At 51.1% G+C, this 12,511-nt stretch carries 12 protein-coding genes; 6 read left to right on the top strand and 6 right to left on the bottom strand.

What is annotated here, in order from left to right:
* Window positions 1-63: 63 nt before the first annotated feature.
* Window positions 64-510 carry a YccF domain-containing protein gene (locus LA337_07950; protein UBI17618.1) on the top strand — a complete coding sequence of 149 codons (447 nt, stop codon included), beginning with the start codon at window positions 64-66 and terminating at the stop codon, window positions 508-510.
* A gap of 18 nt (window positions 511-528) precedes the next feature.
* Window positions 529-2,682, top strand: coding sequence for a TIGR01666 family membrane protein (gene yccS / locus LA337_07945; GenBank protein ID UBI17617.1), 2,154 nt, complete (start codon window positions 529-531; stop codon window positions 2,680-2,682).
* On the opposite strand, the gene LA337_07940 is transcribed toward yccS, so the two are convergent.
* On the bottom strand, window positions 2,660-3,274 hold the full coding sequence (locus LA337_07940; protein ID UBI17616.1) for a TfoX/Sxy family DNA transformation protein: 615 nt from the start codon (window positions 3,272-3,274) through the stop codon (window positions 2,660-2,662). The genes yccS and LA337_07940 overlap by 23 nt on opposite strands.
* Before the next feature lie 216 nt (window positions 3,275-3,490).
* Here LA337_07940 and sulA point away from each other — a divergent pair, with 216 nt between their 5' ends.
* Together sulA and ompA are read left to right on the top strand one after the other, a co-directional pair.
* The gene (gene sulA, locus LA337_07935) at window positions 3,491-4,000 is read left to right on the top strand and encodes a cell division inhibitor SulA (protein UBI17615.1); all 510 of its coding nucleotides are present in this window, start codon (window positions 3,491-3,493) and stop codon (window positions 3,998-4,000) included.
* A 357-nt stretch (window positions 4,001-4,357) separates the two neighbouring features.
* Complete coding sequence (gene ompA / locus LA337_07930) at window positions 4,358-5,416, top strand: porin OmpA (protein ID UBI17614.1); 1,059 nt, start codon at window positions 4,358-4,360, stop codon at window positions 5,414-5,416.
* Window positions 5,417-5,511: 95 nt separating this feature from the next.
* On the opposite strand, the gene matP is transcribed toward ompA, so the two are convergent.
* A complete protein-coding gene (gene matP, locus LA337_07925) occupies window positions 5,512-5,964 on the bottom strand; it encodes a macrodomain Ter protein MatP (protein UBI17613.1) in 453 nt (150 codons plus the stop codon).
* A 185-nt stretch (window positions 5,965-6,149) separates the two neighbouring features.
* Between matP and LA337_07920 the strand changes: the two genes are divergently transcribed.
* Window positions 6,150-7,910 (top strand): Lon protease family protein, encoded by a 1,761-nt coding sequence (locus tag LA337_07920; protein UBI17612.1) that lies wholly within the window; start codon window positions 6,150-6,152, stop codon window positions 7,908-7,910.
* Between the two features lie 68 nt (window positions 7,911-7,978).
* Window positions 7,979-8,497, top strand: coding sequence for a bifunctional 3-hydroxydecanoyl-ACP dehydratase/trans-2-decenoyl-ACP isomerase (fabA, locus tag LA337_07915; GenBank protein UBI17611.1), 519 nt, complete (start codon window positions 7,979-7,981; stop codon window positions 8,495-8,497).
* 117 nt (window positions 8,498-8,614) lie between these two features.
* Here the strand turns inward: fabA and rmf are convergent, their stop codons facing one another.
* The 4 genes from rmf to pqiA all read right to left on the bottom strand — a co-directional run bounded on the left by rmf (window position 8,615) and on the right by pqiA (window position 12,498).
* Complete coding sequence (gene rmf / locus LA337_07910; protein UBI17610.1) at window positions 8,615-8,782, bottom strand: ribosome modulation factor; 168 nt, start codon at window positions 8,780-8,782, stop codon at window positions 8,615-8,617.
* A gap of 257 nt (window positions 8,783-9,039) precedes the next feature.
* Window positions 9,040-9,603 (bottom strand): membrane integrity-associated transporter subunit PqiC, encoded by a 564-nt coding sequence (gene pqiC, locus LA337_07905; GenBank protein ID UBI17609.1) that lies wholly within the window; start codon window positions 9,601-9,603, stop codon window positions 9,040-9,042.
* The gene (gene pqiB, locus LA337_07900) at window positions 9,600-11,240 is read right to left on the bottom strand and encodes an intermembrane transport protein PqiB (GenBank protein UBI17608.1); all 1,641 of its coding nucleotides are present in this window, start codon (window positions 11,238-11,240) and stop codon (window positions 9,600-9,602) included. Before pqiB ends, pqiC begins: the two co-directional genes overlap by 4 nt.
* A gap of 4 nt (window positions 11,241-11,244) precedes the next feature.
* Window positions 11,245-12,498: a membrane integrity-associated transporter subunit PqiA gene (pqiA, locus tag LA337_07895; protein UBI17607.1), complete on the bottom strand. Its 1,254-nt coding sequence runs from the start codon at window positions 12,496-12,498 to the stop codon at window positions 11,245-11,247.
* Window positions 12,499-12,511: the final 13 nt, after the last annotated feature.

Raw genomic sequence — 12,511 nt, 5'->3', positions numbered from 1 at the left:
CTCCAGCCCAAAAAAACGTTACAATTGCCGAATTCACAGAAAACCAGAGTTAACCGAGGGTTTATGCGTACTGTTCTGAATATTTTAAATTTTGTGCTCGGTGGATTCGCCACCACCTTAGCCTGGCTACTGGCTACGCTGGTCAGTATCGTACTTATTTTTACTCTCCCCCTGACCCGCTCCTGCTGGGAAATAACCCGGCTCTCGCTGTTTCCTTATGGCAACGAAGCGATTCATGTCGATGAGCTTAATCCAGCGGGCAAAAACGTCCTGTTGAATACTGGCGGCACGGTGCTCAATATTTTCTGGCTGATTTTTTTCGGCTGGTGGTTGTGCCTGATGCACATAGTCTCCGGTATTGCCCAGTGCATTACGATTATTGGTATCCCGGTAGGCATTGCGAATTTCAAAATCGCGGCGATTGCACTGTGGCCAGTTGGTCGCCGGGTGGTATCCGTAGAAGTAGCTCGCGCAGCGCGTGAAGCTAATGCGCGTCGTCGCTTCGAATAATCAGGACCGATGGCCTTTATGTTAAGTCCTCTGCTCAAACGCTATACCTGGAACAGCACCTGGCTTTACTACGTGCGAATTTTTATCGCACTTTGCGGCACAACGGCGCTGCCCTGGTGGCTGGGCGACGTTAAGCTGACCATTCCGCTCACGCTGGGCATGGTCGCTGCCGCGCTTACCGACCTGGACGATCGTCTTGCAGGCCGCCTGCGCAATTTAATCATCACGCTGGTGTGCTTTTTCATTGCCTCGGCCTCGGTCGAACTGCTCTTCCCATGGCCATGGCTGTTTGCGATTGGGTTAACGCTTTCCACCAGCGGCTTTATACTGCTCGGGGGTTTAGGCCAGCGCTATGCAACCATCGCCTTTGGCGCGTTGCTGATTGCCATTTACACGATGCTGGGCACCTCGCTTTACGATCAGTGGTATCAGCAGCCGATCCTGCTGCTGGCTGGCGCCATTTGGTACAACCTGTTAACCCTGACCGGCCATCTTCTGTTTCCCATCCGCCCCTTGCAGGACAATCTGGCGCGTAGCTACGAACAGTTAGCGCACTACCTGGAACTGAAATCGCGTCTGTTTGATCCCGATATAGAAGATGAAAGCCAGGCGCCGTTGTATGATTTGGCCCTTGCGAATGGGCAACTGATGGCGACGTTAAACCAGACGAAGGTATCTTTGCTGACTCGCCTGCGTGGCGATCGCGGACAGCGCGGAACACGTCGCACGCTACATTACTATTTTGTGGCGCAGGATATTCACGAACGCGCAAGTTCCTCGCATATTCAGTATCAAACGCTGCGCGACCATTTCCGCCACAGCGACGTGATGTTTCGCTTCCAGCGCCTGATGTCGATGCAGGGACAGGCGTGTGCACAACTGTCTCGTTGTATTTTATTACGTACGCCTTATCAGCACGATCCACACTTTGAGCGCGTCTTCACCCATATAGATGCTGCGCTTGAGCGCATGCGCGCGAGTGGTGAGCCTGCCGACCTGCTCAACACGTTGGGATTTTTGCTGTCAAACCTACGGGCCATCGATGCCCAGTTGGCAACCATTGAGTCCGAACAGGCCCAGGTCCTTTCTCGTAATGAGTCTGAAAACCAGCTTGCCGATGACAGTCCGCATGGATTCAGCGATATCTGGTTACGGCTGAGCCGTAATTTCACGCCTGAGTCGGCCCTGTTTCGCCATGCTGTCCGCATGTCGCTGGTACTTTGCGTCGGCTATGCCATTATCCAGATAACCGGCATGAACCACGGGTACTGGATCCTGTTAACCAGCCTGTTTGTCTGCCAGCCAAACTACAACGCCACCCGGCATCGCCTGGCACTCAGGATTATCGGCACATTAGTCGGGATCGCCATTGGTTTACCGATCCTGTGGTTTGTACCTTCTCTCGAAGGGCAACTGATACTCCTGGTGATCACCGGCGTGTTGTTTTTTGCCTTTCGTAACGTTCAGTACGCGCATGCCACCATGTTTATCACGCTGCTGGTACTGCTGTGTTTTAACCTGCTCGGTGAAGGTTTCGAGGTTGCGCTACCGCGCGTGATAGATACGCTGATCGGCTGTGCCATCGCGTGGGCTGCTGTTAGTTTTATCTGGCCAGACTGGCGTTTTCGTAATCTGCCGCGGGTGATTGAACGGGCTACCGACGCTAACTGTCGTTATCTTGATGCTATTCTCGAGCAATACCATCAGGGGCGTGACAATCGTCTGGCATACCGTATCGCCCGTCGTGACGCGCACAATCGTGATGCGGAACTTGCTTCGGTGGTGTCGAATATGTCGAGTGAACCGGATGTCACGGCCCAGACGCGCGAAACGGCGTTTCGCTTGCTGTGTCTTAACCATACGTTTACCAGCTACATTTCCGCTTTGGGCGCACACCGTGAGCAGTTAACTAATCCGGACGTTCTGGCGTTGCTGGATGATGCCGTCTGTTATGTAGATGATGCGCTTCACCATCAACCTGCCGACGAACAGCGCGTATACCAGGCGTTGGACGGTCTGAAGCAGCGAATTCAGCATCTCGAGCCACGTCCGGACAGTAAGGAGCCACTGGTCGTACAGCAAGTTGGGTTACTGATTGCCCTGCTCCCTGAAATTCGGCGTTTACAGCAACAAATTGCCGTGCTGCCATCTAATACCCCGGTTCCGGCGTAAGAGAACTCACCCACTCAACCAGCTCCTGGCGACGCGTCGCCGGGAGCGCGGCTTCATGCACTCCGCCGACCGCCCCTTCAAGGGCATAGAGAATTTTTACCGTCAACGCCGGGTTATTCTGCCGCAGTTTCAACCAGCACATCTGGGCTCCCAGCGATCGCAATGTCCCCTCGTCCTTAATACCTGCTTCGTTTAGCAAGGTCTCCAGATGAAACGTCATATTCGGTAATTCCCGCAGACGATGTTGTGCAAAGCGGCTCTGTTTTTCCTTAACGGCTGCATCCAGTGAATATCGTGATAGCGATACCAACTGCTGCTGGTTTTGCCACAGGGCATCGTTCACCTGGTAATAATTGAGCACAACCGGACGTCCGCGCTTAATAAATGTCAGCCAGACAGGAGAATTTTTCACACAGTACTGTGCGCTCTGCTCACAGGCGCGCAGATATAACTCACCGCTGGCGACCATGGCAAAGACCGTATCGCCAACCGTCAGACTGTAGCCACCAAACAGTGAGCGATAGTGAATTGTTCCCAGAGAAGCCAGATATTCTTGTGATTTATAGATCCTTGCATAAGAAAGCTCTTTCATAAAAATCCTTTTAAATCATAACGTAAGCAAATAATTTGCAGTAACTGATCCGTTAATGACGAAAATAGGCAACTTATGCGTATGGGGCAAGATGAATTTAATGTTTCCCGTGACGACGACTAAAAATTGCGAACCTGTTTCCGAAAATAAGGTTGATCTTTATTGATGGCAGGGTTACTGTATATCCATACAGTAACTCACAGGGCTGGATTGATTATGTACACTTCAGGCTATGCAAATCGTTCTTCGTCGTTCTCTTCCGCATCAAGCAGTATTGCGCGCGTTTCATCAGAGAATGCTACCGCTGGGCTTATCAGTGAAGTGGTCTATCGCGAAGACCAGCCCATGATGACGCAGCTTCTGCTGCTGCCCCTGCTGCAACAGTTAGGGCAGCAATCACGCTGGCAGCTGTGGCTGACCCCTCAGCAAAAATTAAGCCGTGAGTGGGTACAGTCGGCTGGGCTTCCATTGACCAAAGTCATGCAAATCAGCCAGCTCTCCCCCTGCAATACGCTGGAATCGATGGTTCGAGCGCTGCGCACAGGTAACTACAGCGTTGTCATCGGCTGGCTGACGGAAGAATTAACCGAAGATGAACATGCCGAGCTGGTAAAAGCGGCAGATGAAGGTAATGCGATGGGGTTTATCATGCGTCCTGTTCGCGCTCAGACACTTGCGGGGAGACAGCATTCCGGGCTAAAAATTCACTCGAATTTGTATCATTGAGTAAAATTAGGATTTATCCTGGAATTTTTTTTCATGTTTTAAATTGCCGTTGAGCTATAACGTGTTTTCCGGCTGAAGGCCTGTCTGAAGCGGTTTTCAGGAAATCCTCAGTACATTTATTCATCTATAAATGTTAAATATTGTGTATACAAGCCTTTTTTTTTCATATGCCTGACGGACTTCACACTTGTAAGTTTTCAACTACGTTGTAGACTTTACATCGCCAGGGGTGCTCGGCGTAAGCCGCAGATATCGGTAGAGTAACTATTGAACTGGTCCCCGGGTGAAGGATTTAACCGTGTTATCTCTCTTCGGAGATATTCATGGCGAATTTTGGATGATAACGAGGCGCAAAAAATGAAAAAGACAGCTATCGCAATTGCAGTGGCACTGGCTGGTTTCGCTACCGTGGCGCAGGCCGCTCCGAAAGATAACACCTGGTACACTGGTGCTAAACTGGGCTGGTCTCAGTACCATGATATTGGCAACAACCAGATCAACAACTCCGGTCCTACCCACGAAAGTCAACTTGGTGCTGGTGCGTTCGGTGGTTACCAGGTTAACCCGTATGTTGGTTTCGAAATGGGTTACGACTGGTTAGGTCGTATGCCGTACAAAGGCGCTACTGATGCTACCCACAATAACGGCGCTTTCAAAGCTCAGGGCGTTCAGCTGACCGCTAAACTGGGTTACCCAATCACTGACGATCTGGACGTTTATACCCGTCTGGGTGGTATGGTTTGGCGTGCAGACGCTAAAAACAACGAAGGCTTCAAAGACCACGACACTGGTGTATCCCCAGTATTCGCTGGTGGCGTAGAGTATGCAATTACTCCTGAAATCGCTACCCGTCTGGAATACCAGTGGACCAACAACATCGGTGACGCGAACACCGTTGGTGGTCGTCCGGATAACGGTCTGTTGAGCGTTGGTGTTTCTTACCGTTTCGGTCAGCAGGAAGAAGCAGCTCCAGTAGTTGTTGCTCCGGCTCCGGCTCCAGAAGTACAGACCAAGCACTTCACTCTGAAGTCTGACGTTCTGTTCAACTTCAACAAAGCTACTCTGAAACCAGAAGGCCAGCAGGCTCTGGATCAGATGTACAGCCAGCTGAGCAACCTGGATCCGAAAGACGGTTCCGTAGTTGTTCTGGGCTTCACTGACCGCATCGGTTCTGACGCTTACAACCAGGGTCTGTCCGAGAAACGTGCTCAGTCCGTTGTTGATTACCTGATCTCTAAAGGTATTCCTTCTGACAAAATCTCTGCACGTGGCATGGGCGAATCCAACCCGGTTACTGGCAACACCTGTGACAACGTGAAAGCTCGCGCTGCACTGATCGACTGCCTGGCTCCGGATCGTCGTGTTGAGATCGAAGTTAAAGGTATCAAAGACGTTGTAACTCAGCCTCAGGCTTAAGTTATCGTCTTATAAAAAACCCCGCTTTGCGGGGTTTTTTTTCACCTTTTATCAGTCAAAGCATCACTGTAAACAAACATATCGCCATTCTGTCGTTATTCTTTTCCCAGCAGCGCCTGTAAATCCTGCTTCAATGTCGACATTTTGTTCGCGTACTTCTCTTTATGCTCCGCATCTTCAATCAGTTGCACAATGGTTTCAGAAAGCGTTTTTCCACGCCGCTGCGCAAGTCCTGCTAAGCGCTGCCAGACCATAAATTCCAGATCGATTGATTTCTTTCGCGTATGCTGATGCTCAGCGTTAAAGTGCCGCTTACGCCGCGCTCGTATGGTTTGTTTCATACGATTTAGCAGCGCAGAGTTCATGTGTTCTTCAATCCAGGAGTTAACCCGAACCGGTTCATTTTCGAGGGTTAGCAACAAATCAACGGCTTCTTCGGCAGCGCTGGCCTCTACGTAACGGGTGATTAATTCCCCCTCACGATGCTTCTTCACCAGATACTTCCATTTCCAGCCGCTTTCAAGGTTTTCAAGTTGTTGATATTTCATTGCGATCTCAATGTTACCGTGTAACTCTTATCAGAATATCAGCTTTTTCGGCATCTGAAGAAAAGAATATCCAGCCTGTGAACTGTCGCGTGCCATCACATCCGTTTCACGGCGCTTTCCACGTGTGCAGTGATGATGGTTACGGTATAATCTCGTTTTTTACAACAGACTAAAAAACATCAACTTTGACCATTACGAAACTTGCATGGCGTGATCTGGTTCCTGATACCGATAGTTATCAGGAAGTATTTGCACAGCCGCACGTCACTGACGACACCGATACCTTACTTAGTGAGACTCAGCCACGTTTACAATTTGCGCTAGAGCAGCTTCTACAGCACTGGACGACGTCCTCGTTTATGCTGGTAAAAGCGCCGGAAGAGCTTGAGTATATCGACCTTATCGCAAAGGCTGCACGGCCTCTGCATTCAGATGCAGGAAGTCTCACCGGGGGGCATTATGATATCTCCGGTCACACTATCCGCTATCGTGCGGCTGAGAGAGCAGAAGACAATTTTGCCACGTTAACTCAGGTAGTCAGCGCTGACTGGGTTGAAGCCGAACAACTGTTTGGCTGTCTGCGCCAGTTCAACGGCGAAGTTACCCTGCAGCCAGGTCTTGTGCACCAGGCCAACGGTGGTGTGCTGGTTATTTCATTGCGCACCCTGCTGGCCCAACCATTGCTGTGGATGCGCCTGAAAGCCATTGTCAGCCACGAGCGTTTTGACTGGGTAGCTTTTGATGAGTCTCGCCCACTGCCCGTCTCCGTTCCATCTATGCCCCTTAAACTGAAAGTGGTATTAGTCGGTGAGCGTGAATCACTGGCAGATTTCCAGGACATGGAACCTGAGCTGGCTGAGCAGGCTATTTATAGCGAGTTTGAAGATAATCTGCAGATTGTGGATGCCGAAACCATGACGCAGTGGTGTCAGTGGGTAACGCATACCGCGACGCGCAATAATTTACCCTACCCGGCCCCTGATGCCTGGCAAGTACTAATCCGTGAAGCCGTTCGCTATACCGGTGAACAGGATACATTGCCGCTTAACCCGCTGTGGATAACCCGACAGTTCAAAGAAGTGGCACCGTTATGCGAGAGCGAAACCTGCAATGCTGAGCAGTTCAGCCTGATGCTGGCCCAGCGCGAATGGCGGGAAGGTTTCCTCGCCGAACGTATGCAGGATGAGATCTTGCAGGAACAGATCCTGATCGAGACGGAAGGTGAGCGTATCGGCCAAATCAACGCCCTGTCGGTGATTGAATTTCCTGGCCACCCACGCGCATTTGGAGAACCTTCACGCATCAGTTGTGTGGTTCACATTGGCGATGGCGAATTTACGGATATTGAGCGCAAAGCCGAGCTCGGCGGAAATATTCACGCGAAGGGGATGATGATTATGCAGGCGTTCCTGATGTCGGAACTCCAGCTTGAGCAGCAAATCCCCTTCTCCGCCTCGCTGACCTTTGAGCAATCCTACAGTGAAGTAGACGGCGACAGTGCGTCCATGGCCGAACTGTGCGCATTAATTAGCGCCCTCGCCGACGTTCCTGTTAATCAAAGCATCGCCATTACCGGTTCTGTCGATCAGTTTGGTCGGGCGCAACCTGTTGGCGGTCTGAACGAGAAAATTGAAGGTTTCTTCACCATCTGCCAACAGCGTGAGCTAACAGGCACGCAGGGCGTTATCATTCCTTCAGCGAACGTCAGACACCTTAGCCTGCAGCCCGCGCTGCTACAGGCCATAGAAGAAGAAAAATTCACTATCTGGGCGGTGGACGACGTAACCGATGCGCTGCCACTGTTATTAAATCTGGTGTGGGATGGCGAAGGCCAGACAACGCTGATGCAAACTATCCAGGAGCGTATTGCTACGGCAACGCAACAGGAAGGTCGTCACCGTTTTCCCTGGCCGCTACGCTGGCTGAACTGGATTATTCCGAACTGATCGGACTTGTTCAGCGTACACGTGTTAGCTATCCTGCGTGCTTCAATAAAATAAGGCTTACAGAGAACATGGTAGATAAACGCGAATCCTATACAAAAGAAGACCTTCTTGCCTCTGGTCGCGGTGAGCTGTTTGGCGCAAAAGGGCCACAACTGCCTGCACCAAGCATGCTGATGATGGACCGTGTCATCAAAATGACCGAAACCGGCGGCAACTTTGACAAAGGTTATGTTGAAGCTGAACTGGATATCAACCCGGACCTGTGGTTCTTCGGATGCCACTTTATCGGCGATCCTGTGATGCCAGGCTGCCTGGGTCTGGATGCCATGTGGCAGCTGGTTGGATTCTATCTCGGCTGGCTGGGCGGCGAAGGTAAAGGCCGCGCGCTGGGCGTAGGCGAAGTTAAATTCACCGGCCAGGTTCTGCCGACCGCGAAGAAAGTCACTTACCGCATTCACTTCAAACGCATCGTCAACCGTCGACTGATCATGGGCCTGGCTGATGGTGAAGTGCTGGTTGATGGTCGTCTGATCTACACCGCTAACGATCTGAAAGTGGGTCTGTTCCAGGACACTTCCGCGTTCTAATTTGCAGACTGGCTATAGGCCTGACAAGACGCCTGGCGTCGGCCTAAGATACTAATCAGGTCTGTAAAAGGCGAAACCTCCGCTCTGCGGAGGTTTCTTTTATCTAAAGAGACAGAATCAGGCCATTAAAACCCTATCCCCCATGGCTTCTCGCCAGCCTCCCAGCCAGTATGACCTCTGATTCAGCGTCTGATAGGGACACATTTCTTTTGAGCGTCCGGCAATGCCGGCCTGATATCCACGTTGATGTGCCCGTTCCAGGCGATCTCGTTTTTGTCTCTTCATGCCTCGTTTCCCTCATCTTTGGGTCTGGTGGAAAAGAAAACAGTGATTACTAAGTGTGCAATCACACTAAAACGAATACCCCTAAACATCAGGCTCGTCAATGCGCAAAATTCACGCCAGTGTCATATTTGTGAGCTACCCGCAAAATCATTTGTACAAAAATAATCAGTCAGAACAGCTATCTCCACGGCTAAAAAAATAAAAAAAACCGCCCCTGGCAAAGAACCAGGGGCGGCATAATTTACAATTATTTAAGCTTAAGGGATGCGTTTCAGCTCTTGAGCAATAGCCGTCGCTTCCTGACTCCAGGCGTTGGCAAGAACCTTCACCATCTCATCGTAGCCGTCTTTGGTCTGCACAGCTTCGATGTGGAATGGACGTTTGATTAACTGTCCCTGGTGATTCAGTAGCCATTCACCGCTGACGATAACCTTACCATCGTACCGACCGTGGAACCCGGTTACGGTAACGTTCAGCGTGTCCTGAGTGCTTCCCAGCGGCTGCGAAGCGACCACCCAACCAGGCAACTGCATACTGAGGTTCGCCACCAGCGTATTACGCAGTTGCTGATCTAATGGACTGGCCCAGAGATTATTATTCGCTATCACATATTGCACATCGCTGGTCTGGTAAACCACCCCATTGCCCGCCAGATAGTCCGGGACAGCAATCTGCTCAACCCACAGCAGACGATTACCCTGGTTGGCAGAGCTTTGTACGCCCCCTTGCGTGATAGGAAGCTGGTAATAGCTTTTATTTTCTCCGCTGGAGCTGCATGACGTCAGCCAGACCGCCATCATCACCACTAGCCACTTTTTCATTGTTTCGCCCTCTTCGGCTCTGGATCTTTTTTGTCCTTCGCTTCAAATACCAGCGCGTTGCTCTTATCGTTCAGCGTTTTCAGTACCGGCTGCAGTTCACGCAGCACCTGATCCAGACGCTGCATATCCGCTACCATCTTGTTGTAGGCGGCGGACCCCGGCTGGAAGCCCTGCATGCTACGATTCAGTTCACGCAGCGTGTTCTGCATATCCGCTGGCAGATCCTGCATCGACTGGCTGGACGTGATCTTATTCATGTTGTCCAGTGTGGTCTGCAGATGCTTCATCGTGCGCTGACTTTCGGACAACGTATTGGTCGCCTGCTCAATCATCGGATTCAACGGCAGATTGTTAATCTTATCCAGCGCTTCCATCAGACGTTGCTGGATCTGCGCCAGACCGCCGCTCACGGTCGGAATGATTTGATAGCCATTAAATTCGCGCACGCCGGTAATTGGCGGTTCTTTCGGGTAGAAGTCGAGATCAACATACAGCGCGCCGGTCACCAGGTTCCCGGTTTTCAGCGATGCCCGTAATCCGCGTTTAAGCAGTTGCTCCAGATGAGCGCCAACATCAGTGTCCTCTCCCAGTTGCGCCTTCAGACGTTCTGGTTCAATACGAACCAGCACCGGAATACGGTAATCATTGTTGAATACCTGGCGCATATTCGGTGAGAAGAAAGGTACTTTACTTACCGTACCCAAACGGATGCCTCTGAATTCCAGCGGCGCGCCAGGCTGCAGGCCACGAATCGAATCTTTAAAGAACATCAGGTAATCAATATGATCGGTATACAGGGAGTCCTGAATACTTTTTTGATCGTCATAAAGATTAAACGCGGACTGTTGCGCGACCGGTTCGCCCTGCTCTAAGCCTTCCGGCACATCAAAACTTACGCCACCGCCAAACAGCGTGGAGAGCGATCCCATTTCCACACGCATACCTGCCGAAGTAAGATCCACGGCGATCCCGCTGTCTTTCCAGAAACGTACATTGCTGGTCACCAGACGGTCGTTAGGCGCATTGATGAAAAGCTGGTAGCTGATCGTACGCTTTTGCGCATCAAATGTGCTGGTTTCAACCGAACCCACACGATAGCCACGGAACAGGACGGGATCACCAGGGCTCAACTGACCGGCTTTTTTGCTGTCCAGAATCACACGGATCCCTTTCGCATCTGGCGGCGCAAGCGGCGGTGAATCCAGCAGTTGGTAATTTTCCAGCTTGCTTCCTTTATTGCCAGGCTGCAGTTCAATATAAGCCCCGGACAATAGCGTGCCGAGCCCACTGATACCTTCACGTCCAACCTGCGGCTTCACCACCCAAAAGACCGAATCTTTATGCAGCAGTTTTTCCATACCGGAGTTAAGACGCGCTTTAATCTCCACATGGGTCAAATCATCCGTCAGGATTGCGCTCTCGACGATACCGACATCAACGCTGCGGCTCTTAATCGTCGTTTTACCCCCTTCAATACCTTCGGCATTGGTGGTAATCAGCGTGACTTGTGGCCCCTGATGGCTGTAGTGATAAAACAGAACCCAAGCGCCAATAAGTGCAGTGACGATAGGAAATATCCACACGGGCGACCAGTTTTTTACCTTTTGCACTTTGGCTTCCCCACTTTTAGATTCCATGCTGTCAGGACTCCTCATGGCCTGGTTCTGGTTCACGATCCCACGACAGACGCGGATCAAATGTCATCGCAGAAAACATTGTCATAATGACGACTAAAGCAAACATCAAAGCACCCATCGCAGGATAAATATTCATTAACCCTCCCATGCGCACCAGCGCAGAGAGTACCGCAATCACAAAAACGTCAATCATTGACCAGCGACCGACAAATTCCACAACTTCATAAATCAGGTGCATACGTTCACTGTCGCGTTTGCCATGCCCTTTGGCGTCCCAGCATAGCCAGGCAATGGCGATCATTTTCAACGTCGGCACCATAATACTGGCGATAAAAATAACCGCAGCCACCGGATAAGAGCCTTCGCTCCAGATTAAAACCACGCCCTCGAGTATTGTTGACGGCAGCTTTGACCCGAGCAGATCGGTAATCATGATTGGCAGAATATTGGCCGGAAGATAAAGCATGATCGACGTAAACAGTAATGCCAATGTCCATTGCAGACTGTTTTTACGCCGCACATAACCTTTCGTCTGACAGCGCGGGCATACCCGTTCGTCAGCGGGAAGAATAGCAGTGCAGCAGGAGCAGGAACGCAGCCCCTGTCGAATGCCGGGTACGCCAGGTTTCAAGACCTGCTTAATCACCGGCATTGGCGCAATATCATCCCACAGCCAGCGGCGGTCAACGCACTGGAATGCGCGCAGTTGCAGAACGCAAAAGAAGCACCACGGAATAAAACTGCTGCCCACGCCAATATCGCCGTAGGCCATCAGCTTAACGAAGCTGACCAGCACGCCAGCGAGGAAGATTTCCGCCATCCCCCAGCTTTTTAACTGAAACAGAACGCGCGCAAGACCCGCTTTAAGTCTGCCGGGCATCTGCACCCGATTCACCAGCAGCAGAATAGTCAGCAGACAAAACGCGGGAACCAATTGCACAAATAATAAAAAGAAGGTGCCCAGACTGGCGTAGTCTTCCGAAAAGAGAACGCTTGGGATCTCCAGCAACGTGACTTCGCTGCTCACCCCTGCGACATTCATATTCACAAAGGGAAAGAGGTTTGATAAAAGCAGCATGAACAATGCTGCTAACACATAGGCGGTAGGACGCTGCCGTGGCGCGTCCCACTCAACCGTTAATGTAGTGCCACATCGTGGACATGCCGCTTTCTGACCATGCTCAAGGCGAGGTAACGCCACCAGCATGTCACACTGCGAGCACAGAATATGCTTCGCGGCATGGTGATGTTCGCACATATGTGCTCCTTTA

The sequence above is a fragment of the Citrobacter europaeus genome, assembly GCA_020099315.1.
Taxonomy (GTDB): domain Bacteria; phylum Pseudomonadota; class Gammaproteobacteria; order Enterobacterales; family Enterobacteriaceae; genus Citrobacter; species Citrobacter europaeus.
Note: the sequence above shows the minus strand (reverse complement) of the source record. Positions and strands in the feature narration are given on the sequence as shown.

Bases quoted from the DNA above. Each gene is read 5' to 3' on its own strand.
- pqiC (UBI17609.1), bottom strand. From the start codon at position 9,603: ATGAAAAAGTGGCTAGTGGTGATGATGGCGGTCTGGCTGACGTCATGC.
- yccS (UBI17617.1), top strand. From the start codon at position 529: ATGTTAAGTCCTCTGCTCAAACGCTATACCTGGAACAGCACCTGGCTT.
- matP (UBI17613.1), bottom strand. From the start codon at position 5,964: ATGAAATATCAACAACTTGAAAACCTTGAAAGCGGCTGGAAATGGAAG.
- pqiB (UBI17608.1), bottom strand. From the start codon at position 11,240: ATGGAATCTAAAAGTGGGGAAGCCAAAGTGCAAAAGGTAAAAAACTGG.
- ompA (UBI17614.1), top strand. From the start codon at position 4,358: ATGAAAAAGACAGCTATCGCAATTGCAGTGGCACTGGCTGGTTTCGCT.
- LA337_07950 (UBI17618.1), top strand. From the start codon at position 64: ATGCGTACTGTTCTGAATATTTTAAATTTTGTGCTCGGTGGATTCGCC.
- LA337_07940 (UBI17616.1), bottom strand. From the start codon at position 3,274: ATGAAAGAGCTTTCTTATGCAAGGATCTATAAATCACAAGAATATCTG.
- rmf (UBI17610.1), bottom strand. From the start codon at position 8,782: ATGAAGAGACAAAAACGAGATCGCCTGGAACGGGCACATCAACGTGGA.
- fabA (UBI17611.1), top strand. From the start codon at position 7,979: ATGGTAGATAAACGCGAATCCTATACAAAAGAAGACCTTCTTGCCTCT.
- sulA (UBI17615.1), top strand. From the start codon at position 3,491: ATGTACACTTCAGGCTATGCAAATCGTTCTTCGTCGTTCTCTTCCGCA.
- pqiA (UBI17607.1), bottom strand. From the start codon at position 12,498: ATGTGCGAACATCACCATGCCGCGAAGCATATTCTGTGCTCGCAGTGT.